Origin of the sequence: Actinophytocola oryzae (genome assembly GCF_004364325.1) — a bacterium.
GTDB classification, from domain to species: Bacteria; Actinomycetota; Actinomycetes; order Mycobacteriales; family Pseudonocardiaceae; genus Actinophytocola; species Actinophytocola oryzae.
Genome location: NZ_SOCP01000010.1, coordinates 267,442 through 291,408 on the forward strand (window position 1 = coordinate 267,442; position 23,967 = coordinate 291,408).

At 70.2% G+C, this 23,967-nt stretch carries 20 protein-coding genes and 1 riboswitch; of the genes, 12 read left to right on the forward strand and 8 right to left on the reverse strand.

Annotated elements, in window-relative coordinates:
• Positions 1-86: 86 nt before the first annotated feature.
• Positions 87-1,094: a thiamine ABC transporter substrate-binding protein gene (locus CLV71_RS26735; RefSeq protein WP_133905712.1), complete on the reverse strand. Its 1,008-nt coding sequence runs from the start codon at positions 1,092-1,094 to the stop codon at positions 87-89.
• 12 nt (positions 1,095-1,106) lie between these two features.
• Positions 1,107-1,216, reverse strand: a riboswitch (TPP riboswitch).
• 45 nt (positions 1,217-1,261) lie between these two features.
• On the opposite strand from CLV71_RS26735, the gene CLV71_RS26740 reads away from it, so the two are divergent.
• A complete protein-coding gene (locus CLV71_RS26740; RefSeq protein ID WP_133905589.1) occupies positions 1,262-1,564 on the forward strand; it encodes a 4a-hydroxytetrahydrobiopterin dehydratase in 303 nt (100 codons plus the stop codon).
• Here CLV71_RS26740 and CLV71_RS26745 read toward each other — a convergent pair.
• Together CLV71_RS26745 and CLV71_RS26750 are read right to left on the reverse strand one after the other, a co-directional pair.
• Entirely contained in the window at positions 1,548-1,961 is a 414-nt protein-coding gene (locus CLV71_RS26745; protein WP_133905590.1) for a hypothetical protein, read from the reverse strand. The genes CLV71_RS26740 and CLV71_RS26745 overlap by 17 nt on opposite strands.
• A 19-nt stretch (positions 1,962-1,980) precedes the next feature.
• Positions 1,981-3,555: an alkaline phosphatase D family protein gene (locus tag CLV71_RS26750; protein WP_133905591.1), complete on the reverse strand. Its 1,575-nt coding sequence runs from the start codon at positions 3,553-3,555 to the stop codon at positions 1,981-1,983.
• A 117-nt stretch (positions 3,556-3,672) separates the two neighbouring features.
• Here CLV71_RS26750 and CLV71_RS26755 point away from each other — a divergent pair, with 117 nt between their 5' ends.
• On the forward strand, positions 3,673-4,368 hold the full coding sequence (locus tag CLV71_RS26755) for an NIPSNAP family protein (RefSeq protein ID WP_133905592.1): 696 nt from the start codon (positions 3,673-3,675) through the stop codon (positions 4,366-4,368).
• A 122-nt stretch (positions 4,369-4,490) separates the two neighbouring features.
• On the forward strand, positions 4,491-4,706 hold the full coding sequence (locus CLV71_RS26760; protein WP_133905593.1) for a hypothetical protein: 216 nt from the start codon (positions 4,491-4,493) through the stop codon (positions 4,704-4,706).
• A gap of 3 nt (positions 4,707-4,709) precedes the next feature.
• On the opposite strand, the gene ychF is transcribed toward CLV71_RS26760, so the two are convergent.
• Complete coding sequence (gene ychF, locus CLV71_RS26765; RefSeq protein WP_133905594.1) at positions 4,710-5,792, reverse strand: redox-regulated ATPase YchF; 1,083 nt, start codon at positions 5,790-5,792, stop codon at positions 4,710-4,712.
• 156 nt (positions 5,793-5,948) lie between these two features.
• Between ychF and CLV71_RS26770 the strand changes: the two genes are divergently transcribed.
• Together CLV71_RS26770 and CLV71_RS26775 are read left to right on the forward strand one after the other, a co-directional pair.
• Positions 5,949-9,161, forward strand: coding sequence for a S8 family serine peptidase (locus CLV71_RS26770; RefSeq protein WP_133905595.1), 3,213 nt, complete (start codon positions 5,949-5,951; stop codon positions 9,159-9,161).
• Positions 9,162-9,258: 97 nt separating this feature from the next.
• Entirely contained in the window at positions 9,259-10,710 is a 1,452-nt protein-coding gene (locus tag CLV71_RS26775) for a DNA-3-methyladenine glycosylase 2 (protein ID WP_133905596.1), read from the forward strand.
• Positions 10,711-10,822: 112 nt separating this feature from the next.
• On the opposite strand, the gene CLV71_RS26780 is transcribed toward CLV71_RS26775, so the two are convergent.
• A complete protein-coding gene (locus tag CLV71_RS26780) occupies positions 10,823-11,812 on the reverse strand; it encodes a LacI family DNA-binding transcriptional regulator (RefSeq protein WP_133905713.1) in 990 nt (329 codons plus the stop codon).
• A gap of 115 nt (positions 11,813-11,927) precedes the next feature.
• Here CLV71_RS26780 and CLV71_RS26785 point away from each other — a divergent pair, with 115 nt between their 5' ends.
• The 5 genes from CLV71_RS26785 to CLV71_RS26805 are packed head-to-tail and all read left to right on the forward strand — an operon-like array spanning position 11,928 to position 16,140.
• A complete protein-coding gene (locus CLV71_RS26785; protein ID WP_133905597.1) occupies positions 11,928-12,914 on the forward strand; it encodes a substrate-binding domain-containing protein in 987 nt (328 codons plus the stop codon).
• Positions 12,915-12,918: 4 nt separating this feature from the next.
• Complete coding sequence (locus tag CLV71_RS26790; RefSeq protein WP_133905598.1) at positions 12,919-13,887, forward strand: ABC transporter permease; 969 nt, start codon at positions 12,919-12,921, stop codon at positions 13,885-13,887.
• Positions 13,884-14,687: an ATP-binding cassette domain-containing protein gene (locus tag CLV71_RS26795; RefSeq protein WP_133905599.1), complete on the forward strand. Its 804-nt coding sequence runs from the start codon at positions 13,884-13,886 to the stop codon at positions 14,685-14,687. The genes CLV71_RS26790 and CLV71_RS26795 overlap by 4 nt, the downstream gene beginning before the upstream one ends.
• Positions 14,688-14,692: 5 nt before the next feature.
• A complete protein-coding gene (locus CLV71_RS26800; RefSeq protein ID WP_133905714.1) occupies positions 14,693-15,529 on the forward strand; it encodes a PfkB family carbohydrate kinase in 837 nt (278 codons plus the stop codon).
• Positions 15,496-16,140: a nucleoside/nucleotide kinase family protein gene (locus CLV71_RS26805; RefSeq protein ID WP_133905600.1), complete on the forward strand. Its 645-nt coding sequence runs from the start codon at positions 15,496-15,498 to the stop codon at positions 16,138-16,140. Before CLV71_RS26800 ends, CLV71_RS26805 begins: the two co-directional genes overlap by 34 nt.
• Before the next feature lie 9 nt (positions 16,141-16,149).
• Here the strand turns inward: CLV71_RS26805 and CLV71_RS26810 are convergent, their stop codons facing one another.
• The 3 genes from CLV71_RS26810 to CLV71_RS26820 all read right to left on the reverse strand — a co-directional run bounded on the left by CLV71_RS26810 (position 16,150) and on the right by CLV71_RS26820 (position 21,691).
• Complete coding sequence (locus CLV71_RS26810; protein ID WP_166664267.1) at positions 16,150-19,641, reverse strand: AAA family ATPase; 3,492 nt, start codon at positions 19,639-19,641, stop codon at positions 16,150-16,152.
• A gap of 174 nt (positions 19,642-19,815) precedes the next feature.
• Positions 19,816-21,000, reverse strand: a complete 1,185-nt coding sequence (locus tag CLV71_RS26815; protein WP_133905602.1) for an exonuclease SbcCD subunit D — start codon at positions 20,998-21,000, stop codon at positions 19,816-19,818.
• Between the two features lie 79 nt (positions 21,001-21,079).
• The gene (locus tag CLV71_RS26820; RefSeq protein WP_166664268.1) at positions 21,080-21,691 is read right to left on the reverse strand and encodes a class I SAM-dependent methyltransferase; all 612 of its coding nucleotides are present in this window, start codon (positions 21,689-21,691) and stop codon (positions 21,080-21,082) included.
• 79 nt (positions 21,692-21,770) lie between these two features.
• Here CLV71_RS26820 and rmuC point away from each other — a divergent pair, with 79 nt between their 5' ends.
• On the forward strand, positions 21,771-22,763 hold the full coding sequence (gene rmuC, locus CLV71_RS26825; protein ID WP_133905604.1) for a DNA recombination protein RmuC: 993 nt from the start codon (positions 21,771-21,773) through the stop codon (positions 22,761-22,763).
• Positions 22,764-22,911: 148 nt separating this feature from the next.
• Positions 22,912-23,904 carry a DUF6542 domain-containing protein gene (locus tag CLV71_RS26830; RefSeq protein ID WP_341771673.1) on the forward strand — a complete coding sequence of 331 codons (993 nt, stop codon included), beginning with the start codon at positions 22,912-22,914 and terminating at the stop codon, positions 23,902-23,904.
• The last annotated feature ends 63 nt before the right edge of the window (positions 23,905-23,967 follow it).

Consider the following 23,967-nt stretch of genomic DNA (forward strand, 5'->3'; position numbering starts at 1 on the left):
GCTCGGCCCCGGCTCGTTCCTCGCGGGGGCCTGCGCTGCTCGTCAGTCCAGACGGCGGACGCTCCGGCCGTTCGCTCGCGCGGGCCTCAGCCCTCGACTAGCCCGCGCCACTCGTCGATCCACTGCTCCCGGTTCCGCTGGATGTCCTTGGGCGACAGCTCGGCGGGCGCGGTCGGCAGCGGCGCCGCCTTCTGCCACGCCGCCGGCAGTTCGACACCCTTTCGCGTCGGGTAGACGTACATCTGGTCGGGCACCTGCGCCTGGAACTCCTCGGACAGCAGGAAGTCCACGACCTTCTTCGCGTCGGCGGCGTGCTTGGCGTTGCTGAGCACGCCCGCGTACTCGACCTGCCGGAAACACGTGTCCAGCAGGGCCTTCGTGCGCGGGTTGCCCTGTTCGTCCAGCTCCGCGGCGGGCGACGACGCGTACGACACGACGATCGGCCTCGGCCCCTTGCCCGCCGAGCCGGAGAAGTCCTGCGTGTAGGCCTCCTCCCAGCCACTGACCACCTTGACGCCGTTGGCCTTCAGCGCCTTCCAGTAGTCCTGCCAGCCGCCACCCAGCTTCGCGATGGTGCCGAGCAGGTACGCGAGGCCCGGCGAGGACGTCGCCGGGTCCTCGACCACCAGCATGTCCTTGTACTCGGGCTTCGCCAGGTCCGCGTAGCTCGCGGGCACGGGCACGTTCTTCGCGGCGAGCGCGGCCGGGTCGACGTTCAGGCACACGTCCCCGAGGTCCACCGCGGTGAGCCGGTCGCTGTCGTCGAGCGCGTACTCGCCCGGCCCGTCCACGTTCACCTCGTACGGCGCGAACACGCCCTCGTCGAGAGCCCGCGACGCGAACGTGGTGTCCACACCGAACGCCACGTCACCGATGGGGCTGCCCTTCGTGAGCACGAGCTGGTTGGTCAGTGCGCCCGCGTCGCCCACCTTGCGGACGTCGACCGTGATCCCCGTCTCCTTGGTGAAGGCCCTGAGCACGTCCTCGCTCATCGCGAACGAGTCGTGTGTGACGAGCACGACCTTCCGCTCGCCACCGCCGTCGTCCCCGTTGCCGAGCGAACAGCCGGCCAGCAACAGGCCGAGTGCCACCATGAGTGCGCGAAACCGCAACGTCGTCTCCCTCCCTGCGCCGGCATGACCCGGATCAGGTTCGAACGGTCGAGGGCGGCCGCCCTCCTCTCAGCCCGGCACTCCGGACTCCCGTGTGATCCGCCAGGGTACCCCGTGCAACGGGGGGGCCGACCAGTCACCATGGACGCATGCCCCAGCTGCTCAGTGACGAAGAAGTCGGCAAGGCCCTCGGTCGCCTCAAGGCGTGGCGACGCTACGAGGGCGCGCTTGTCCGCGAGGTGGAGCTGGCGAGTTTCCCCGAGGCCATCCAGGTCGTGAACCGGGTGGCGGAGATCGCCGAGAACGACAACCACCACCCGGACATCGACATTCGCTGGCGCACGCTCACGTTCAGCTGCAGCACGCACTCCGAGCGTGGCATCACCGCGCAGGACGTGTCCCTCGCCGAGGAGATCGACGGCGTGCTGGCGGCGGTCAGTTCAGCCGGGTGAACACGATGACGGCGATCGCGGCGAGGACGATCACCACGTTGATCGCGATGACCGAGGCCATGCGGGTCGGCTGCGGCGTGAACCCGATCGCGCCCTTCATGCCCTTGGTCGCGGGCGGCCGGTAGTAGACCGTGGTGACCTGCCCCGGGTAGATCGCCACCGGCAGCTCCGCGGGCCCGAAGTCGCCGAGGTACCGGGTCGTGACGCGGAGGTGGTGGTTCCCGGCAGGCAGGTTGAACGCCACCTCGCCCCACCTCACGTTCGCGGGCTGCCCGTTGATCGTCACCCGGGGACCGGTCAGCGCGAGCAGGAACGCCATCGGGTTGTACGCGGTGTGCAGCAGCAACCGCCCCATCGCTTGCGGCGGTCCCGGTCGGTGGCCGTGCGGCGTCGTCATGCGGGCATTGTTCACGGCGTCACTTCAGCGGGACCGTCGCGATCCGCTTCAGCTCCTCGCCCTCCACCCGCTCCATCAGCATCTCGGCGTCGCGGCCCGAGGCACGCAGTGTGGCGACCATGTTGCCGAGCCACGGTCCACCGACCTTCTCCCAGTCGACGGGCAGCGGGTCGACCTTCCTGAGCATCCGCCTGCGCAGCACGGCCGCGAGCGACCGGCGCCAGGACAGGAAGAAGAACGGCTTGACGTACCAGGGCAGCATGTTGTGCACCGGCGAGCAGACCAGCTGGTAGACGGCCGCCCGCACGGGCGTCGGGAAGGTCACCTTCGCCGCGTAGCCGTGGTGGACGTCCCCGGAGAGCACGCTGACGGTCGCCGTGTCGGTGTCCGCGATCCGCCTGACCAGCTTCGCGAGCCGGTCGGAGGAGGCGCGGAACGACGGCCAGTGCTCGAGGTCACCGGACTGCCGCAGCTTCTCGCCGAGGCGCCCGCGCCAGCCCGGTTGCCTGCAGGCCACCTCGTTCAGGGTCTGGAGGTAGCTGATCGCGTGCGGCATGAGCCACGGCAGCGACGACCCGATGAGCAGGTGGTCGAAGTCACCGGTGGCGTTCTCCTCGATCCACTCGAACTCGCCGTCGCCGACCATCGACCGGGCACCGCCGGAGAGGATGCGCCCGGACCTGGTGTCGATCACGAGGAGCCGCACGTTGCCGAAGTCCCGCCGGTAGCTCCAGCGGGTGCCCTTGCTCCCGTTGACCTCCTGGCGGGCCCGCTCGGCGAACTCGTGCAGCAGCTCGCCGACGTCCCCCTCGGCCTTGACGACCCGCTGGTACACCTCGTCCTGGTCGAGGTCGGCCGGGCTGAGGTTGCCGATGTGCTGGTAGATCCAGTAGCTGACGAGCGCGCCGCGTTCCCGCTCGTCCCACCAGTCGGTGCGGGCCATCTCGTCGCGCCAGGTCTGGGAGGTGTTCCAGTCGTCCCGCACGTCGTGGTCGTCGAAGATCATCGAGGTGGGCACGGTCGACATGAGCCAGCGGGCGAGGGGCTCGTCCCATGACTCGTGGTAGAGGTGCGTGTACTCCTCGAAGTCGATGACCTCCCCGCCGGGCGGCTTGTCCAGCGACCGGCGTTCGGAGATCCACTTCTTGGTCGCGTCGGTGGTCTCGTCCGCGTAGACCTGGTCACCGAGCAGCATCAGGGCGTCCGGCCAGTCCTTCTCGTCCTGGTCGCGCATCCGCTTGGCGTACGCGGCGAGCGCGTCGAAGCCGAGTCCCGGGTCGATCGGCTTGCGGCAGGACCCGAACAGCATGACGAACTCGGGGTCCCCTTCCTCCGGAAAGGTCCTGATCCGGCTGGGCGGGAAGTCCGGCGGCGGCCAGACGGTCTCCCCGTCGAGTTCCACCTCGTACGGCGTGGACGTCCCCGGCTCCAGCCCGGTGACGACGACCAGCGCGTAGTGGTGGCCGCCCGCGGTGAACGTGCGGGTCCGCGCCCCGGCGACCGCCACCGTGCAGGGGGCGTCGGTCTCCACCCAGACGGTGGCGGACCGGGAGTCGACGTGTCGCAGCAGGGGACCGAGAAGGAGACCGGGCATTGCCTCATCAAACACGTCTCCGGGCGGGAGCACACGGTTGCCGCCACCGGTCTGACCGATGTCGGGGTGTCCCAATAAGGTGTCACCCACCCAGGTGGCTACCGCGAGAGGGCGGCGATGACTGAGGTTCTCGAGCTCCGGCAGTACACCCTGCACCCGGGCCGGCGCGACGATCTGGTGGAGCTGTTCGACCGTGAGTTCGTCGAGCCGCAGGAGGCGGTCGGGGCGCAGGTGCTCGGCCAGTTCCGCGACCTCGACGACCAGGACCGGTTCGTCTGGCTGCGTGGCTACTCCGACATGGACACCAGGGGCCGGGCGCTGCCCGCGTTCTACGGCGGTCCGGTCTGGCGTGCGCACAGCGCTGCGGCCAACGACACGATGATCGACTCGGACGACGTCCTGCTGCTCCGCCCGGAGAAGGACCTCGACCTGACCGGTCGCACCCGCGGCGGCCCCACCACGCTGGTGACGGTCACCATCTACCACCTGCCGCCCGGCGGCGAGGACGCGTTCGTGGACGTCTTCAGGACCGACGCCGTGCCCCTCCTGACCGACACCGGCGCCGAGCCGCTGGCGATCCTGCGCACACTGCGGGCGGAGAACAACTTCCCGGCACTGCCGGTTCGCGAGAACGAGAACGTCGTGGTGTGGATCGCCTCGTTCGCGGGCCGCGACGAGCTGGTCGAACACGTCCACCTGCTCGGCCGCGAGGGCCGCTGGACCCACGGCGTGCTCCCGGACCTCACCAAGCGGCTCGCGCAGCCGCCGGAGCAGCTCCAGTTGGCGCCCACCGCGCGATCGCTACTCCGTTAGGGCGGTCTGGTAACGCGAATAAGCACTCGCGCGACCCTCCGAACGGTAAGGCGACAAGAGGTCGCAATGAGCGGAGCTTGCTCGGAGCACAGCGACCGCCGGAGCCTTTTTGAGGAGAGGCCATGAGTGCGCAGGAAGTTTGGGAAGTGCCGGTGGTCGACGCGCTGGAGCGCGAACGCACCCTCGTGGTCACCGTGTCGGACGGGCGGGTGGCGGTCGTCCCGCCGCCCGGGGAGGGCTTCTACCTCCCTGCCCAGTCCGTCTGGCAGCTGCACGAGGCCATCCGTGCCGCGGCGATCATCGCCACCAAGGCGACGAACGGCCGTGCCGCTGTCTGAGGCTCACACGTTGAAGCGGAACTCGACCACGTCGCCGTCGGCCATGACGTAGTCCTTGCCCTCCATGCGGACCTTGCCCGCGGACTTGGCCGCGGCTATGGAGCCGGCTTCGACGAGGTCGTCGTAGGAGACGATCTCGGCCTTGATGAAGCCACGCTCGAAGTCCGTGTGGATGACACCGGCGGCCTGCGGCGCGGTCCATCCCCTGTGGATGGTCCACGCCCGGGACTCCTTCGGCCCCGCCGTGAGGTAGGTCTGGAGCCCGAGGGTCGAGAAACCTGCCCGTGCCAACGAGTACAGCCCCGGCTCGGTCTGGCCGATGGACTCGAGCAGCTCCCGCGTGGCCTCCTCGTCGTCCAGCTCCAGCAGCTCCGCCTCGACCTTCGCGTCGAGGAACACGGCTGCCGCGGGCGCGACGAGCTCGGTCAGCTCCGCACGGTGTGACTCGGACGACAGCACGCCCTCGTCGGCGTTGAAGACGTAGAGGAAGGGTTTCACCGTCAGCAGCGAGAGCTCCCTGAACAGGGAGACGTCTACTTCGGACTGGGCGGAGAAGAGCGTCCGGCCGTCGTCGAGGATGGCCCGTGCCGCGTTCACCGCATCGAGCGCGGGGCGGGCCTCCTTGCGGGTGCGTGCCTCCTTCTCCAGGCGTGGCAACGCCTTGTCCACGGTCTGGAGGTCGGCGAGGATCAGCTCGGTGTTGATCGTCTCGATGTCGGCTGACGGGTCGACCTTGCCGTCCACATGCACCACGTTGGGGTCGTCGAAAACCCGGATGACCTGGCAGATGGCATCTGCCTCACGGATGTTGGCGAGGAACTGGTTGCCGCGGCCCTGCCCGACGGAGGCGCCGCGCACGAGCCCCGCGATGTCCACGAACGACACCGTGGCGGACACGGTCCTGGCGCTGTCGAACATGCGGGCCAGCACGTCGAGGCGCGGCTCCGGCAGCGGCACGACGCCGACGTTCGGCTCGATGGTCGCGAACGGGTAGTTCGCGGCGAGCACGTTGTTGCTGGTCAGGGCGTTGAAGAGGGTAGACTTGCCAACATTTGGCAGCCCCACGATCCCGAGGGTCAAGCTCACTGGCGTAACTGTACGTGCTCCACGCGGACGCCGTCCGTGGCACCTCGGAAATATTGCGCCGTTTGGGCCCTAGTCAGGGCGAATCAGCTCAACAACACTCCGTGAGCACCTGTGGACTCGATCAGGAGACCCGGTACTACGAAGAGGGACTTTGGGATGACCCAACGTGAATCGCGTCGGCGGGGAATCGGCGCGGTGCTCACGGCGGCGGCGCTCGGTATCTCGTTGACGGCCGCACTGCCGTCGACGATCGCCAGCGCCGACCCGTCGAGACCACCAGACGCTCAGGACCTGCTCGGGAAACAGGACCGCGATCTGCTCATCCAGGCCAAGGAAGACGGCAAGAGCACCGTCACCGTGATGGTGCTCGCCAAGGACGGCCAGACCAACCAGACCGTCGACCAGCTGGAGAACGCGGGCGCCAAGATCGAGTACCGCGCGGACGAGATCAACTACGTCCGTGCGGAGATCCCCGTCGACAAGGTCGAGACGGCGGCGAAGGCCTCGGGTCTGCGTGCGTTCGACCTCGACAAGGTGGTCGCGCTCGACAACCCGCGTCCGCAGGGCATCGACGACCCCGACCCGCAGCCCGCGCCGGGCAAGAACACGCCCCGGGTCAACCCGTACATGCCGACCGGCGACACCAGTGCCGCGGAGTTCGCCCAGCAGCAGAACAACAAGTTCGACGGACGCGGCGTGACCGTCGGCATCATCGACTCCGGCGTGGACCTCGGCCACCCGTCGCTCAACACGACGAGCACCGGTGAGAAGAAGATCGTCGACTGGGTCACCGCCACCGACCCCGGCTTCACCGACGGCGTCAACAACGACGACGACCCGACGTGGATCGACATGTCCAACCCGGCGCCGGGCCAGCCCGCGCAGTTCCGGTACGGCGTGTTCAACGAGCGCGACCCGCGCCTGGGCGGCGAGCTGGGCAACGACGTCAACCGCGACGGCAACCCGGCGGGCAGCATCGGCACGTTCGGCGTCCTGTGGGACACCTCCACCAACACGGTGTGGGTGGACACGAACCAGAACAAGAGCTTCGCCGACGACAAGCCGATGACCGACTACAAGGTCGCGAACGACCAGGGTGAGTTCGGCCACGACAACCCGGCGACGCCGATCCGCGAGTCGATGCCGTTCGTGGTCCAGACGGACCCGGCGCACAACACGGTCAACATCGGCATCGTCTCCGGCGAGCACGGCTCGCACGTCGCGGGCATCGTGGCGGGCAACAGCCTGTTCGGCGGCAAGATGAACGGCGCGGCCCCCGGCGCGAAGCTGGTGTCGGTCCGCATCTGCCTGTTCGTCACCGGCTGCACCGCGCACGCGATGATGGAGGGCATGCGCTACGCAGCGCAGAACGGCGTCGACGTGATCAACATGTCGGTCGGCGGCCTCGGCCTCATCAACGACGGCGAGGACGACGACGAGCTCTTCTTCAACGAGCTGATCGACGAGTACAACGTCCAGATCTTCATCTCGGCGGGCAACGACGGCCCCGGTGCCAACACCGCGAGCCAGCCGTCGCTCGGCAGCAAGATCATGAGCGTCGGCTCGTACATCACGAAGGCCTCCTGGCAGGCCAACTACGGCTCGAACACGATCCAGGACGAGAACCTGCACCCGTTCTCCGGCCGGGGTCCGACCGAGGCCGGTGGCTTCAAGCCGGACATCGTCGCGCCGGGCTCGGCGATCTCGACGATCCCGACCTGGATGCCGGGTGGCCCGGTCGTCGGCACCTACAACCTGCCGCCCGGCTACGCGATGCTGCAGGGCACCTCGATGGCGTCCCCGCAGGCAGCGGGTGCCGCGGCGCTGCTCGTCGGCGCGGCCAAGCTGAAGGGCGTCTCGCACCGTCCTGACCAGCTGCGGACGGCGATGAAGTCCTCGGCGCGGTTCCTGACGAACTACCAGGCCTACGAGCAGGGCAACGGCCTGATCGACGTGCCCAAGGCGTGGAACCTGCTGAAGAACGACATCAAGACGACCACGATCACCTCGTCCGTCCCGGTGAACACGGTCCTGTCGAGCTTCATCCGGCCCACCCCGGGCATCGGCATCGGCATCTACGACCGCGAGGGCGTGAAGGCAGGCGACCGGTACACGCGCGAGTACACGTTCAAGCGCACCTCCGGTCCGTCGAGCCCCACGACCTACAACCTCCAGTGGATGGGCAACGACGGCACGTTCACGTCGGCGGGCACGATCCTGCTGCCGCTGAACAGCGCCGTGAAGTACCGCGTCTCGGTGACCCCGCGCACCGCGGGCATCCACTCGGCGATCCTGGAGCTCGACAGTCCGCTCACCACGGGCATCGAGTACCAGACGATGAACACGGTCGTCGCCGCGGAGGACTTCACGGCGGGGAACGGCTACACGATCAAGCACAGCGGTCAGGTCGGCAGGAACGACTTCGACAGCTACTTCGTCCGGGTCCCGGCCAACACGCCGGCACTGAAGGTCGACCTGCAGGGCGGCGGCGACACGCCGGGTGCCGGCCAGGTCCGCTTCCTGCGGTTCCACCCGTACGGCGTGCCGGTGGACGACACCCAGACGCCGGAGTGCTACAACCCGCCGGTCCCGCCGGGGAACGACTGCAACGGCGGGGAGAGCCCGAGGACGCGTACCTACGCCAACCCGACCGCGGGTGTGTGGGAGATCGTGGTCGAGGCTCGTCGCACGTCCGACGCCGTGAAGACGCCGTACACGGTGTCCATCGCGGTGCTCGGTGCGACGGTGTCCCCGAACCCCGACGTCATCGCGTCCGCGCCGCTGAACCAGCCGGTGGCGCGCCAGTACACGCTGAAAAACGAGTTCGGTCCGTTCACCGGCCGCGCGGTCGGCACCACCCTCGGTAGTGCGAAGGTGGCCCGCCCGACCATCGCGGACGGCGCGCAGGCCCAGTTCGCCTTCAACGTCACGGCAGGCGCCACACAGGTGACGGCCAAGATCGGCAACCCGTCCGACAAGGGTTCCGACCTCGACCTGTTCCTGTACTTCTGCGGCTCCGGCACGTGTGTGCTGGCGGGGCAGAGCGCCGACGGTGACGCGGAAGAGGCAGTGACGATCAACAACCCGCCCGCGGGTCAGTGGCTCGCGCTGGTCGACGGCTTCGCGGTGCCGGACGGCACCACGGAGTACGACTACCTCGACGTGTTCACCAACCCGGCGTTCGGCAACGTGGCCATCACGGACGCGAACGCGGAGCGCGCGGCGGGTTCGTCGTGGACGGTGTCGGGCGTCGTGACCGCCAAGGCCGCCCCGGCGGCCGGTCGTGTCCTGCTGGGCAACGTCGAGGTCCGCACCGACGAGGACATCCTCGTGGGCAGCGGCGACGTGATCGTCCAGTCGGTCGCGTAGGTCCTGATACGAGACGGCCGCCCCCCGGATGCCCATCCGGGGGGCGGCCGTCGTCATGTCCGAATACTGCGAGCCCTGCCCCGTGGGCGCTGGCAGCATGGACGACGTGCTGATAGACGAGGAACAGGGTTACCGGGCGTCGATGTCGAGGGACGCCCGCTTCGACGGCCAGTTCATCCTGGCGGTGCGGACCACCGGCATCTACTGCCGCCCGTCCTGTCCGGCGATCATGCCGAAACGCACGAACGTGGTGTTCTTCTCGACGGCCGCCGCGGCCCAGCAGTCCGGCTTCCGGGCGTGCCGCCGCTGCCTGCCGGACTCGGTGCCGGGCTCCCCGGAGTGGAACCTGCGGGCGGACCTCGCGGGTCGGGCGATGCGCCTCATCACGGACGGAACGGTCGAACGGGAGGGTGTGCCGGGGCTGGCGCGCCGCCTGGGCTACTCGGACCGCCACGTGACGCGGGTCCTGACCGCGGAGCTGGGTGCGGGCCCGCTGGCCCTGGCCCGTGCGCATCGCGCCCACTCGGCCCGCCTGCTGATCGAGACGACGACCCTCTCACTGGCGGACATCGCCTTCGCTGCGGGTTTCGCGAGCGTGCGGCAGTTCAACGACACGATCAAGGCGGTCTTCGCGACGACGCCGACGGGACTGCGGGTCGCGGCCAAGCGCCACGCGACCCCGACCGCCCCCGGCAAGGTGACGCTGCGCCTGCCGTACCGGGAGCCGTTCGACTACGACGGGCTGCTGAGCTTCCTCGCGGCCAGGGCCGTCCAGGGCGTGGAAGCCGTGGTGGACGGCGCGTACGGCAGGACGATGCGTCTGGCCCACGGCGTGGGAACGGCGTGGCTGACGCCTTCGGCAGGTCACCTGAGCTGCACGCTGTCCCTGACGGACATGAGGGACCTCGGCAGCGCGGTGACCCGGGTGCGCCGCCTGCTGGACCTCGACGCCGACCCGGGTGCGGTCAACGAGGTCCTCGGCGCGGACCCGCGACTCGAGGCGCACGCGCGGAAGACCCCCGGCCTGCGCCTGCCCGGCGCGGTGGACGGCGCGGAGATCGTGACCAGAGCCCTGATCGGCCAACAGATCACGGTCGCTGCGGCCCGCAGAGCCCTGACGAACCTGACCGGGTGCCTGGGCACCCGGCTCCCGACCCCGGACGGCCCGCTGACGATGGTTTTCCCCACTCCCGAAGCGATCGCGACACGAGCGGGAGAGATCCTCAGAGGACCGGCTCGACGGATCGCCACGATCGGCACGGTCAACGAGGCGCTGGCGTCGGGTGAACTGGAGGTCCACGTGGGCGCGGACCCCCAGGAGCTGTCGGAAACGCTGCAGAAGTTCTCCGGCGTGGGGCCGTGGACGGCGGGTTACGTGCTGATGCGTGTCCTCGGCGCCCCGGACATCCTGCTGACCGGTGACGTGGCCATGCGCAAGGGCGCGGCGAACCTGGGTATCCCGTCGGCGCCGGCGGAGCTGGAGGCCTACGCGAGCCGGTGGCGTCCGTGGCGCAGCTATGCGGGCATGCACCTGTGGTCGGCGAGCTGAGCTGTGACATCGGCTCGCTCCGCTCGCGGTGAGTGGGCCTTCATCCGGCGTCCCACTCACGGCGTCGCGGGGTTGCACGGTTTGCTTGCGCGGCGCCTTCAGCGGGGTCCGCCTACAGGCCGCAGCCACACGAGTTCCGGTGCATGAAGGTCGTCGCCAGGCGGGCGGTCGTCGGGGGCCGCGACGGGTCCGCGACCCGTTCCAGCAGCATGCGCACCGCGGTGCGGCCCATCTCCGCGATCGGTTGGGCCACGGTGGTCAGCGGCGGGTCCACCAGGTCCGCCCAGTCGACGTCGTCGTACCCCACCACCGCCAGGTCGCGTCCCACCTTCAACCCCTGCGCCCGGCACTCGTGCAGTGCTCCCGACAGCATCACGTTGTTCCCCGCCACCACCGCCGTCGGCGGCGACGGCAGCGCCAGCATCTGCCGCAACGCCTCGGCCGCCGGCTCCGCGGCCGACGAGCCGGACACCACCAGCGCGGGGTCCCACGTCAGCTTCGACCGCCCCAACCCCAGCCGGTAGCCCAGCACCCGCTCGGTCGTGGTCGCGAGCCCGTCCATCCCGCTGATCATCCCGATCCGCCGGTGGCCGACCGACGCGAGGTGCTGCACCAGCCCGGACGTCGCGTAGATGTTCTCCGGGCCGACCTGGTCGAGGTCCTGCGCCGTGGTCAAGCGGTCCACGAGCACGAGCGGGATCTGCAGCTGCCGCAGCTCCTTCAGCACCACGGCACCCGGCGACGGCGTGAGGATCAACCCGTCCACCCGCCGCGACCGCAGGGTCCGCACCGCCGCCTGCTCGACGGACGGCTCGTCGTGCGTGTCCGCGAGCACCAGCGTGTAACCGGATCGGGTGATCTCGTGCTCCATGGAACGCAGCAACTCGGCGAAGTACGGGTTCGCGACCAGGGAAATCGCCACGCCGAGGGTTCGGGTGCCGCCGGTGACGAGAGACCGCGCGATAGCGTCTCCGGTGTACCCGGTCTGCTCGACCGCGGCCAGCACGCGTGCCTTCGTCTCCGGCGCGACGGATCTGGTCGAGTTGACCACGTGCGACACGGTGGTGATGGACACGCCGGCGAGCTCGGCGACCTCCTTCATCGTGACCACGGTCAGCTCCTTGATCGAGGAAGGCGCAAGCGTTTGCGCAAACGGTTGCGTCACCGTACTGATCGCAATAACTTCCCCGCAAACCAGCCCTGTTCTGGAGGTAGCCATGGGACGCCGAGGTCCTGCCCTCGTCGCGCTTGTCGCGGTCGCCGCGCTCGCGGTCGGCTGTACCAGTACCAAGTCCGGGTCTGACGACGCCGCCGGGGACGGCAAAACGAAGATCGGCCTGGTCACCAAGACCGACAGCAATCCCTACTTCGTCGCGTTGCGGGAGGCGGCCAAGGCACAGGCCGACAAGAACGGCGCGGAACTGGTCGCGCTCGCGGGCAAGTTCGACGGCGACAACGACGGCCAGGTCGCCGCCATCGAGAACCTCGTCCAGCAGGGCGCGAAGACGATCCTGGTGACGCCGAACAACTCGACCGGCATCCTCGGGGCGATCAAGAAGGCCCGCGACAAGGGTGTCCTGGTGATCGCGCTCGACACCGAGACCGACCCGCAGGACGCGGTCGACGCGACCATCGCCACCGACAACACCGAGGCGGGCCGCCTGCAGGGCCAGTACGTGAAGGCCGCGCTGAACGGCCAGCCCGCCAGGTCGATCCTCCTGGACGGCACCCCGGGTTCGACCGTGTCCGAGCAGCGCCACGCGGGCTACGTCGAGTCGGCGCAGCCGGAGGACCTCGGCACCGAGGCGACCAACGGCGAGCAGAACAAGGCACAGCAGGCGACCGAGAACCTGCTGCAGCGCGCGACGACGGTGAACTCCGTCTACACGATCAACGAGCCCGCGGCCCGTGGCGCGTACGTCGCGCTGAAGGCGAAGAACCTGGCGGACAAGGTCGTCATCGGCTCGATCGACGGCTCGTGCGACGGCGTCACCGCGGTGAAGAACGGCGAGATCGCCGTGACGGTCATGCAGTTCCCGAAGAAGATGGCCGAGCAGGGCGTGGACTTCGCCGTCGAGTTCGCGAAGTCGGGCAAGAAGCCCAGCGGGTTCGTCAAGACCGACACCGCCGTGGTCACCGACAAGCCGATCGCGGGCATCGACAGCAAGGACACCGCCTGGGGCCTCGAGAACTGCTGGGGCTGAGTGGATGACGACCCGCGTTTCACCGAGCGAGTACATCCTCCGCACCCCGGCGATCGGTCCGGCGATCGCGCTCGTGGTCGCGGTCGTCGTCTTCGGCCTGACGACGGACACGTTCCTCAACGTCGACAACCTGTCGCTGGTCGTGCAGCAGTCGCTGGTGATCGGCACGCTCGCGCTCGGTCAGACCCTCGTCATCCTCACGGCGGGCATCGACCTCGCGAACGCGTCGATCGCGGTGTTCTCGACGCTGCTGATCGCGAAGCTCGCGATGACCGGCACCGACGGCGTGGTCGCGCTGCTCGTCGGCATCCTCGCGGCCGGCGCGATCGGCTGTGTCACCGGCGGCCTGGTCACGGGTCTGCGGCTGCCGCCGTTCATCGTGACCCTCGGCATGCTGACGATCGTGACCGCGGTCAGCCGGATCTACGCGCAGGGCCAGAGCTTCCCGGTCACGGACGGGACGCTCGGCTGGCTCGGCACGACGCAGTACCTGTTCGGGCAGATCGAGGTCACCTACGGCATGGCGGTCATGCTCGCGATGTTCCTCGGCCTCTGGTACGCGCTGTCGCGCACGGCGTGGGGCAAGCACGTCTACGCCGTCGGCAACGACCCGGAGTCCGCGCGGCTGTCGGGTATCCACGTGCGCCGGACGGTCCTGTCGGTCTACCTGGTGGCCGGCCTGATCTACGGCATCGCGGCCTGGCAGGCACTGGGCCGGGTGCCGAACGCCGACCCGAACGCGTTCCAGCTGGGCAACCTGGACTCGATCACCGCGGTGGTGATCGGCGGTACCAGCCTGTTCGGCGGGCGGGGCAGCGTGCTGGGCACGTTGGTCGGCGCGCTGATCGTCGCGGTGCTGCGGTCCGGGCTGACGCAGGCGGGGATCGACAACCTGTACCAGGACGTGGCGACCGGCGTGCTGGTGATCGCCGCGGTGGCGGTCGACCGGTTCTCCCGAGGGAGGCAGCGATGACCCCGGTGCTGGAGGCGCGCGGCCTGGTCAAGCGCTACGGCCGGGTGACCGCGATGGACGGCGCCGACTTCGAGCTGGAGTCCGGCGAGGTGCTGGCGGTGGTCGGCGACAACGGCGCCGGCAAGTCGACGCTGATCAAGGCGTTGTCCGGCGCGGTGATCCCGGACGAGGGCGAGATCCTCGTGGACGGCGAGAGGGTGCGCTTCCACGGCCCGCTCGACTCCCGCAAGCACGGGATCGAGACCGTCTACCAGGACCTGGCGCTCGCGCCCGCGCTGGACATCGCCACGAACCTGTTCCTTGGCAGGGAGAGAAGGCGCCGCGATCCACTGGGGACGGTCTTCCGCCGCCTGGACACGAAGGGCATGCGCCGCGAGGCGCGGCGGGTGCTCGACGAGCTGGGCATCGACGTGAAGTCCATGTCGCAGCTGGTGGAGACGCTGTCCGGCGGCCAGCGCCAGGCGGTCGCGGTGGCCAGGGCGGCGGCGTTCGGCTCCCGGGTGGTGATCATGGACGAGCCGACGGCCGCGCTGGGTGTCCAGGAGTCCGGCAAGGTGCTGGAGCTCATCGGCCGGATCCGCGACCGCGGCCTGCCGGTGGTCCTGATCAGCCACAACATGCCGCACGTCTTCGAGATCGCGGACCGCGTGCACGTCCACCGCCTCGGGCGGCGGGTGGCGGTCGTGTCCCCGAAGACGCACTCGATGAACGCGGTCGTCGGTCTGCTGACGGGCGCGCTGCGCATGGCGGACGACGGCTCGATCGAGGAGGTCGACCTCACCACCGGACTGAGTCGGTGACACTGGTGGTGGCGGTCGGCCTGTGCACGGTCGACCTGGTGCAGCGCGTGACGGCGTTGCCCGCACCGGGCGAGAAGGTGCAGTCGCTGTCGGTCGAGGTGGCGGCGGGCGGCCCGGCCGCCAACGCGGCGGTGGCGGTCGCCGCGCTGGGCGGCCGCGCCCGGCTGTCCACCGTGCTGGGCAACCATCCTCTGGCCCGGCTGGCCGCCGAGGACCTGTCGTCCTGCGGTGTGGAGCTGACGGACGCGCTCCCGGACCGGGCCGACCCGCCCGCGGTGAGCGCGGTGTCGGTGCGAGCGTCGGACGGCGAACGCACGGTGGTCTCCCACAACGCGGCGGGCGTGGCGGCACCCCCGCTGGTGGACCTGACGTCCGCGAACGCCCTGCTGCTGGACGGACACCACCCCGCGCTGGCGCTGCACGCGGCCAGGTCGGCGAGGGAACGGGGAGTCCCGGTGGTGCTGGATGCCGGCAGCTGGAAGCCCGTCCTGGCGGAGCTTCTGCAGTACGTCGACGTCTGCGCCTGTTCGTCGACGTTCAGGTCGCCGAGCCTGCTGACCAACCCGGTGGTGATCAGGACGAACGGTCCGGACCCGGTCACCTGGTCGACGGGCGAGGCGCAGGGCAGGGTGGCGGCACGACGGGTGCGGGCCAGGGACACGACGGGCGCGGGCGACGTCTGGCACGGTGCGCTGGCTCTGGCGGTGGGGCGGCTGGGCGCGGTCCCGACCGCGGCCGAAGTACCGGCGCTGATCAGGTACGCGAACCAGGCGGCGGCGGTGCGAATCCAGCACGAGGGAGCAAGAGCATGGGTGAAGCCGATGCTGAGCCAGATGCCGTGAACCTGGCGGCTCTGGTGGAGCGCGCCAGAAACCTGGGCCCGGGAAGGGTGTTGCTGGGCATCTGCGGTGCTCCCGGGGCGGGAAAGTCGACGCTGGCCGGACGCCTGGTGACCGCTCTGGGCGACGAGGCGGTGTACGTGGGAATGGACGGTTTCCACCTGGCGCAGGTCGAGCTGGAAAGGCTGGGCAGAACGGCGAGAAAGGGCGCCCCGGACACCTTCGACGCGGCAGGCTACGTGAATCTCCTGCACCGCTTGAGAACCGAGCCGACGGTGACGGTCTACGCCCCGGAGTTCCGCCGGGAAATAGAGGAACCAATAGCAGGTGCGGTCCCGGTCAAGCCCGAACACCGAATAGTGGTAACGGAAGGAAACTACCTGCTGCTGGGAACCAGTCCGTGGCACGAGGTGCGGACCCACCTGACGGAAACGTGGTTCCTGTCCCCGGCCGAGTCGGTCAGAAGGGAACGTCTGACAGCCCGCCACAGGGCGTTCGGCAGAACACTCGAGGAGGCCCGCGAACGAACCCTGGGCTCAGACGAACACAACGCGGTACTGATCAACGCCACCCGCCCGGCGGCCGACCTGCTACTGACCGCGGTCCTGGACTGACCGCGACGATCAGGCGATGAGCTCCACCCGCGACCCGGTGCGGGACTTGTGCACCCGCAGCCGCGTGGGAATGCGGTCACGCAGCTCCTCGACGTGGGAAACCAACCCCACCACACGTCCACCCGCGCGAAGCTCGTCCAGGGTGTCCATGACCTCGTCGAGCGTGTTGGCGTCCAACATCCCGAAGCCCTCGTCCACGAACAGGGTGTCGAGCAGCGCACCGCCGGTCTCCGCGGCGACCACGTCGGCCAACCCGAGCGCCAACGCGAGTGAGGCCAGGAACGTCTCCCCACCGGACAGCGTCTTGGCCGACCGAACGGCACCGGAGTACGCGTCGAGCACGTCGAGCCCCAACCCACCCCGCCTGCCCCGAGGCCCGGCGACGTCGGTGTGCACGAACGAGAAGCGCCCGTCGCTCATCTTCCGCAGCCGAACGGAGGCCGCGACCGAGACCTCCTCGAGCCGCGCGGCCAGCACGTAGGCCCGCAGGGACATCTTCCGCGCGTTCTGTCCCCGCCCGTTGACGACGTCGGTGAGCTCCGACAGCTCCGCGTACTCGGCAAGGGCGGGCCCCAGCTCCGCCCACTCGGCACGCAGTTGCCGAGCCAGCTCGGTGACCTCCACAACCCGCTGCCGAGCCAACCGCGCAGCGGCCACCGCCGCGTCCATCTCGACCCGGGCGACGGAGTAGGCGTCGGCAGCAGCCCCGACCTCGACGCGTGTGTCGGGATCGATCCCGGCAAGCTCGGGGTCGGCCAACACCTGCCGCAACCCGGCCTCCCGCGCCGCGGCGTCCTGTAGCCGCTGTTCAAGCGCGGCATGATCGGGCCGCGCGGCGGCGAGCGCCGCCGCGACATCGGAAAACCCGGCAGCGGCGACGGCCTCCCGCACGACGAGACGCTGTTCCTCGACGCGCCCACGTGCCACGTCCCGCTCGGCCAGCGCCGAGGCAAAGCCATCCAACCGCCCGGCAACGGAAAGCGCGGCCGCCCGCCGAGCAGCAACGTCACGATGCCCACCCCGGGCGACGGCCAACCGCCCGGCCCGGTCGGCCATCCGCTCGACCAGCATGGCCCGTTCCTGCGCGTACCCGGACACGTCCTTCTCCGCGTCCCGAAGCCGCGCGATGACGTCGTCCGACTCGCGCTCCAGCTCCCGTACCCGCTCGCGCAACCGCCGATGCGCACCGGCAAGCCGAACAGCGTGCTCATGAGCCTCGACGGCCGCCCGAAGTGCGTGCTCGAGCTCGTCAGCCTCCCGCCCACGAAGCCGGTCAAGCACGGTGGCGAGACCGTGCTCAGCACGCTCCAGCTGAAGAGTCGCCTCCTGCCGCACCAGGTCGGCGTCCTGCTCGACCCGCACGGCCGCCCGCTCATCGGCAGCCGTCACGGGCGCGACGACGCCAGCCGCAGGCGCCGGATGCTCCGACGACCCGCACACCGGACAGTGGTCACCGTCGACGAGCCCACCGGCAAGCTCGGCCGCCATCCCGAGGAACCGCCGCTCCCGAAGGTCCAGCAAGGACTCCCGAGCACCCTGGTGCGCGTCGACGGCATCCTGCGCGGCGGCCCTCCGCTCACGCACGACCTGCCGCGCCACCGGCACCTGGGCGGCATCACGGGTCAAGGCCGTCAACTCGTCCCGCGAGGCCACGAGAGCGGGCAGCTCCGCGACCGCGCGAGCCGCCTCGGCGAGCGTCTCCCGAGTGCCGTCAAGCTCACGTGGCAGAGTCGAAAGCCGCTCCGCGCAGGACACCACAGTGGCGTCTGCGTGTTCCTCGAGCCGCTGAAGCTCGTCAACCCGCTTCTGGTCGGTCACCTGCACGGCGGCCTCGTCGACGAGGCCGGCCAGTGCCCCGGCAACCTCCCGGAGCGACCCGGCCCAGGCACGAGCGGCATCCGCATCCACGACAGGCCCGTCGACCGCACCAGCGCCCAGACCAGGCCGATCACCCCCAAGCGTCATACCGCCATCACCGAACCCGGCAACCAACACGCGAAGCTCCTTGGCCGAGGGCGTACCCCCGGACAACCGAGCGACCGCGTCCTCTGCCGCGGCCATCAACGCCTCGACCCGAGTGAGCTCCCGACAAGCCGCCACGACCGGCGCCGCACGCCGAGCCGCCGCCAACTCCTCAGCCCACCCCACCCGCGACTCCGCCTCCGCCGACAACAAGGCCAACTCGGCATGCGCCGCAGCCACCCGCCGAACCCGATCGGCCAACCCACGCCGCGCAAGCCACTCAGCCTCAGCCGCGTCCCGAGCAACAGCCGCCACCAACTCACGCGACACGGCCTCCACAGCCGCCGCCTCAACAACCCCCACGAGCGCCGACAGCCACACCTCGTCCACCACGTCACCCGCGGCCACGCTGTCAGGAGGCCATCCGCCAGCAGCCATGCCGCCCGCCGCCACGTCGCCCGCCGCCGAGCCGCCTGCCGCCACGCGGTCCGCGGCCACGTCGCCTGCCGCCAGGCGGTCTGCGGCCAGCTCGGCCGCCGCGGAGGCGCTTGCCGCCACGTCGTCCGCTGCCAGGCCGCCTGTGGCCATGCGGCCAGCGGCCACGCGGCCAGCGGCAATATCGCCTTCAGCCGCGGCTGAGGTCGTGTCAGCCGCCCCTGTTCTGCCCGCCGTCGCATCATCCGAGGTCGCGCTGCCTGCGGTCATGCTGCCCGCAGTGCCGTCATCCGGGATCGCGTTGTGCGCGACTGCGTTGCCCGAGGCTGTGTTGCCTGCGGTCGCGTTGCCTGCGGTCGCGTTGCCAGTGGGCGCGTCGTCGGCCGGTGCGTTGCCGTCGGGTGGTGCGTCGCCGTCGGGAGGTTTCGCGCCGACGGCCTGTGTCAGTCGCGCGACCAGCCGCACACACCGCAGCCGTCCCGCGTCCAACGCGCGACCGCGTTCCCCTCGCCGGTTCCGGAACCATTCCTCGACCAGCGCGAAGTGCTGCGTGCCGAACAGCCTCTCGAGCAGCTTCTCCCGCTCCGTGGTCTCCGCACACAGGAACCGTGCGAACTCGCCCTGCGGCAGCAGGACCACCTGGAAGAACTGGTCCTTGCTCATCCCGAGCAGCCGTTCGACCGTGCGACCGACCTCGTCGATGCGCGTCAGCCCGTCGGGCACGTGCCCGCTCGGTGCCGTGCCGACCCACGTCAGCGACGCCTTCGCCTGCTGTTTTGTCGTGCCACCACCCCGTTTCTTCGGACGTGGGTACTCAGGACTCCGTACCAGCAACAGTCGGTGCCCACGCACGCTCAGCTCGAGCCGAACCTCGGTGACCACGTCGACCTCCGCGTAGTCACACCGCAACCGCTTCGCCTGGTCGCGCACCCCGGGCACGGCGCCGAACAAGGCGAACGCCACCGCGTCCAGCAGCGTCGTCTTGCCGGCGCCCGTGTCGCCGTGCAGGAGGAACAGACCGTCGGCGCCGAGCCGGTCGAAGTCCACGACCTCGCGACCGGCGTACGGCCCGAACGCGGTCAGCTCCAGTCGGTGCAGCCTCACCGCGCTCGACTCACGGCGGCGCCGCGCATGCTCGGCGCCGCCAGGAGCCGGGCCTCCGAAGGTAAGCACGCGCCCACTCGACCGCTTCGTGGCGTCGGAACGCTGCGCGGGCTCCGCTTCACCGGCACCCTCCGTGGTCGAGCTGCCGACCTCGACACCGACGCCAAGCTCCGCTCATGCGGCCTCCCTACTCCCGCGCTGCCGCGCGAGCTCCGCCCGCTCGTCGTTCGCCACGGCCGCCAGTGCCTCACGCATGAGCGCGCTCTCGCGTTCGGTCGGCGCCGCACCCCGGCAGTCGGTCACGAAGTCGCACGCCACGTCGTGGTCCGACCGGTCGCGCACGGTCGTGGCGTAGCGCAGTGACGCCGCCAGCGGGCCGCTCGCCGGCCGCCACTCGACGTGTACCGCGTGCGGGAACCGCCCCTGCAGGCGGCGCAACGCGTCCGTTGGCCGCACCCTGTCGGTCAGCTCCACCGACAGGTAGGAGTCGACCAACCGCTCGTGTGCCGGCGACGTGAGCAGTTCGTCGAGGTTCCCCGTGACCGTGGCGAGGTCGCGCGGGACCGGCAGCTCCCGGCGCTCCACCCCGGCGAGCCCACCGGCGTCCAGTTCCACGAGCCACACCGACTTGCGGTGCCGTGCCTCGGAGAACGAGTACGCCACTGGACTTCCGGAGTAACGCAGGTGCTCGGCCAGCCTTTGTGGCCCGTGGAGATGGCCGAGCGCCACGTAGTCGACGCCGTCGAACACGCTGCTGGAGACCTGTTCGACGCCACCGACGGAGATCGTCCGCTCGGACGCGCTCGGCGCGCCTCCCGTGACGAACGCGTGCGCGAGCACGACCGACCGCACGTCCGGTCCACGTGCGGCGAGATCGGCTCGCACCCTGCGCATCGCCTCGGTGAGCACGCCGGCGTGTCCGGTCGCGTCGATCCCCAGCGAGTGCCGCGCCGGCTCCGGCTCGAGATACGGGATCCCGTACAGCGCAACGGGTCCGTGTTCGTCCTCGAGCAGCACGGGACGGTCGAGCTCGGCGACCCGCGTGCGCAGGTGCAGGCCGCCTGCCGCCGCGAACCCGGCGAACGCGCCGAGGCGCGGCGCCGAGTCGTGGTTCCCCGGCGTGATCACCAGCCGCGCGCCGGCCTCGCGGATCCGGTCGAGCACCCGGGTGCACGCCGAAACCGCCTCGCCGGAGGGAACCGCGCGGTCGTAGATGTCGCCGGACACCACCACGACGTCGACCCGCTCGCCGGCGACCACGTCGGCAAGGCCGGCCAGGACGGACTCCTGGTCGGCGAGCAGGTCCCGGCCGTGGAACATCCGTCCCACGTGCCAGTCGGAAGTGTGCAGCACTCGCATGGTCGACAAGTTATGCCGGGGCACCGACAAAAACGGGGAGGCGCGCCACTCGACCGGGTGACAGGCCCCAGGAAAATCGTTAGAAAATTCTTTCGTAGGTCAGCCGGAAACACCGGTGGCGGTTCGGTTCGGGGAAGTCCTCGGCGAACTCCGCCTCCCGCAGACCCTCCTGTTCGAACACCGCCAGCTCCGCGCGGCTCACCGGCCACGGCCGCGAGTCGGCGGGCTCGTCGGGAGCCCGGCCGAAGCAGCGGACGAACAGCGCACCACCCTCCGCGATCGTGCCCGCGATCGCGCGCACGGCCTCATCGCGAAGCTCGAGCGGCAGCGACTGGATCGTGTTGATCTCGACGACCAGGTCGTACCGGCGAGCCCATTCGGGAGGGAGTCTCAGCAGGTCAGCGGTCTGGTATGTCACGGAGGAGGCCGGGAAACGCCTGTGGCACCAACCGATCGCCGTCGCCGAGAGATCGAAGGCCGTGACCGCGCAGCCGCGTCCGGCGAGCTCCTCGGCGTCGTCGCCGAGCCCGCAGGCGACCACCAGGGCGCGGCTGCCCGGCATGATCGTCCGGCGGTCCAGCCAGTCCACGAGCGTCGCGTTCGGCGCCAGCCTCGCCCATGGCACCTGGTCCAGGTCGTGCCCCACCGAGGCGTAGAGGTCGTCGAACTCGTCCCTGCTCCAGTCCGCCACGACGGCGCCTCCCCGGAATTGTCGGTGCTCTGGTTCATGATGCATTCCACTCGACTCGACCAGCAGAAAGGGGACGGCGGTGGCAGCGGTGTTGGGGACCGTCGCATTCGTGTTGTTGCTCCTCCTCATCGGCGGTGCGGCATTGTTCCGGCGGCTGTACAACGACAGCCAGCGCAGGCTGGACGACGCCGTGGCCGCCGTGCGCGAGGAGCGCGACCGGTCCGAGGCGCACGCGGCCGGCTTACGCCGCTACGAGGTGATGTTCGCGTCGATCAGCGGGCGTGGAGAGCTCGGCGAGCAGGTCCTCGTCGAGACGGCACGGTCGCTCGGCCTCCGTGAGGGCCTGCACTTCACGCTGCAGGCCGACGTCGCGGGGGGCGGGTCCGTGCGGCCGGACATGCTGCTCTCCGTCGGCGACGGACGGCTCGTGCCGGTCGACGCGAAGATGACCATCGCCTGCTGGATCGAGGCGGTCGAGACGGAGGACCCTGAGGAGCGCGCGGACGCGTTACGCGTGCACGTGCGCAACATCCGGTCGCGGGCGGCGGAGCTGGCCGGGAAGGGATACCAGCGCTGGGCGGACGCGATCTACGGCACGATCATGTTCGTCCCCTCCGACGCGGCGGTGGTCGCCGCGCTGGACACCGACCCCAGCCTGCTCCGCTGGCTGTTGGACCGGCGCGTTTTCGTGTGCGGGCCGACGGGCTTCGCGGTGATCGCGTCGGCGGCCATGCTCGCGGCGAGCGAGCGGGTGCTGGCGGCGGACATCGACGCGTTGCGCGGGCAGGCGCTCGCCGCGCACCGCACCGCGGAGAACGCGGTGGACGCCGTCAACGTGTCGAGCACGCATCTGCAGCGGTTCCTGCAGGCGCGGCGACGTGAGCTGGACGCGCTGACCCAGTTCACGTCCGCGGTCTTACCTCTGACCGAGGCCGCGGCGAGTCCGACGCCGTTGCCTGCCGTGCGTCGGTCGGACGAAGTGATCAACAATGTTTCGCCTACGGCGCGTGATGAGTCCTCGCCCGACCCGTACGGCGAACTACCCGATGTGGAGGTGTCCATGGACCGCTGACCACTGACAACTCAACAAAGCCTGCGGTGGAGGCCCTGGCAGCGGACAGTAAACGTGTGTGTCCTGCTTCACATCATGGTGTCGCATCACGCGTGCGGTTTTCAGAACGCTGGCCGAGCGGGCTCTTCGACCCACTAACGTGTGCCCCGTGACCGCGACCCGCGATCGCAGGAGCGATCCTGAAACAGACGCCGAACTGGCGTGGGACGACCGTCCGATCTTCGGGCAGTTCCGTGGACTGCCTTGGTGGGGGGCAGTCGTACTCGCGTTCGGGGTGACTGCGATCGCCGCGTTCGTCGACATGCAGCGACAGGAGTCGCTGGGCCGGATCTATCAGGGTGCCTTCGCGGTGGGCTGCGTCCTCGCGGTCTGCCTCGCGCGCAGAAGGAGCCTGTTCAGTCCGGTAGTCCAGCCTCCGTTGGTGTTCGCGTTCACCGCGATCGCCGCGGTCACGTTGCTCGGGCCGAAGACGTCCGGTGGACTGAAGTCACTGCTCCTGTCGGTGGCCCTTCCGCTGACCAGCAACTTCCCGACTATGGGCATCACGACGGCCGTCGTTGTCGCGATCGGGGTGTACCGGTGGTGGCGGGAGCGTGACCCGAACCCGCACACGCGTCCCAACCGGCCTGCGAGGGAACGCGCCGTCCGTGAGGACGACGTCGCGCTCGCCGAACAGCCCGGCCAGGGCACCGGTGGGCGCGGTCTCCGGGACCGGCCTGTCGCGGAACCGCCCGCGGCCCCCGCCGCGCCGGCCCGCCGTGGTCGTCCGGAGCCGGGTGGTGCGCCGGTGGACGAGCGGTCCGGTCGCCGTGTGCCGGGGCGTGGCCCTCGGCCGTCCCGCGAGCCGGGTGCGGCGGACGCCGGCCGGGAGGGCGCGCGTGAACCGAGGCGTCGCGACGCGGCGGCCCGTGGTGACCGTGGCCGGGCTGAGCCGCCCGTGGACGGTGCGCGGGGTCGCGGTCGGGGTGCCGAGCCGCCGCCGCGTCGGCGTGAGCCGGGTGAGGGCAGTGGGCCGCGCGACGACCGTGGCAGGCGCGAGGCCGGCCGCGAAGGTGGTCGTGACGCAGGTCGTGACGCTGGCAGGGAAGGCCGTGGCGAGTCTGACCGGCCGCGTCGGCGGCCGCCGGAGAGCTACCGCTGACACGCCGGTCGGCCGGGCGCTGGTCGCCCGGGCCGTTCCGGATGGCTGTCTCGTTCGGCGTAC

Coding starts and splice junctions, on each gene's coding strand:
- CLV71_RS26740 (WP_133905589.1), top strand. CDS start 1,262: ATGCCCCAGCTGCTCAGTGACGAAGAAGTCGGCAAGGCCCTCGGTCGC.
- CLV71_RS26755 (WP_133905592.1), top strand. CDS start 3,673: ATGACTGAGGTTCTCGAGCTCCGGCAGTACACCCTGCACCCGGGCCGG.
- CLV71_RS26735 (WP_133905712.1), bottom strand. CDS start 1,094: ATGGTGGCACTCGGCCTGTTGCTGGCCGGCTGTTCGCTCGGCAACGGG.
- CLV71_RS26805 (WP_133905600.1), top strand. CDS start 15,496: ATGGGTGAAGCCGATGCTGAGCCAGATGCCGTGAACCTGGCGGCTCTG.
- CLV71_RS26780 (WP_133905713.1), bottom strand. CDS start 11,812: ATGAAGGAGGTCGCCGAGCTCGCCGGCGTGTCCATCACCACCGTGTCG.
- CLV71_RS26750 (WP_133905591.1), bottom strand. CDS start 3,555: ATGCCCGGTCTCCTTCTCGGTCCCCTGCTGCGACACGTCGACTCCCGG.
- CLV71_RS26785 (WP_133905597.1), top strand. CDS start 11,928: ATGGGACGCCGAGGTCCTGCCCTCGTCGCGCTTGTCGCGGTCGCCGCG.
- CLV71_RS26745 (WP_133905590.1), bottom strand. CDS start 1,961: ATGACGACGCCGCACGGCCACCGACCGGGACCGCCGCAAGCGATGGGG.
- CLV71_RS26815 (WP_133905602.1), bottom strand. CDS start 21,000: ATGCGAGTGCTGCACACTTCCGACTGGCACGTGGGACGGATGTTCCAC.
- CLV71_RS26760 (WP_133905593.1), top strand. CDS start 4,491: ATGAGTGCGCAGGAAGTTTGGGAAGTGCCGGTGGTCGACGCGCTGGAG.
- CLV71_RS26795 (WP_133905599.1), top strand. CDS start 13,884: ATGACCCCGGTGCTGGAGGCGCGCGGCCTGGTCAAGCGCTACGGCCGG.
- CLV71_RS26770 (WP_133905595.1), top strand. CDS start 5,949: ATGACCCAACGTGAATCGCGTCGGCGGGGAATCGGCGCGGTGCTCACG.
- CLV71_RS26790 (WP_133905598.1), top strand. CDS start 12,919: ATGACGACCCGCGTTTCACCGAGCGAGTACATCCTCCGCACCCCGGCG.
- CLV71_RS26775 (WP_133905596.1), top strand. CDS start 9,259: ATGGACGACGTGCTGATAGACGAGGAACAGGGTTACCGGGCGTCGATG.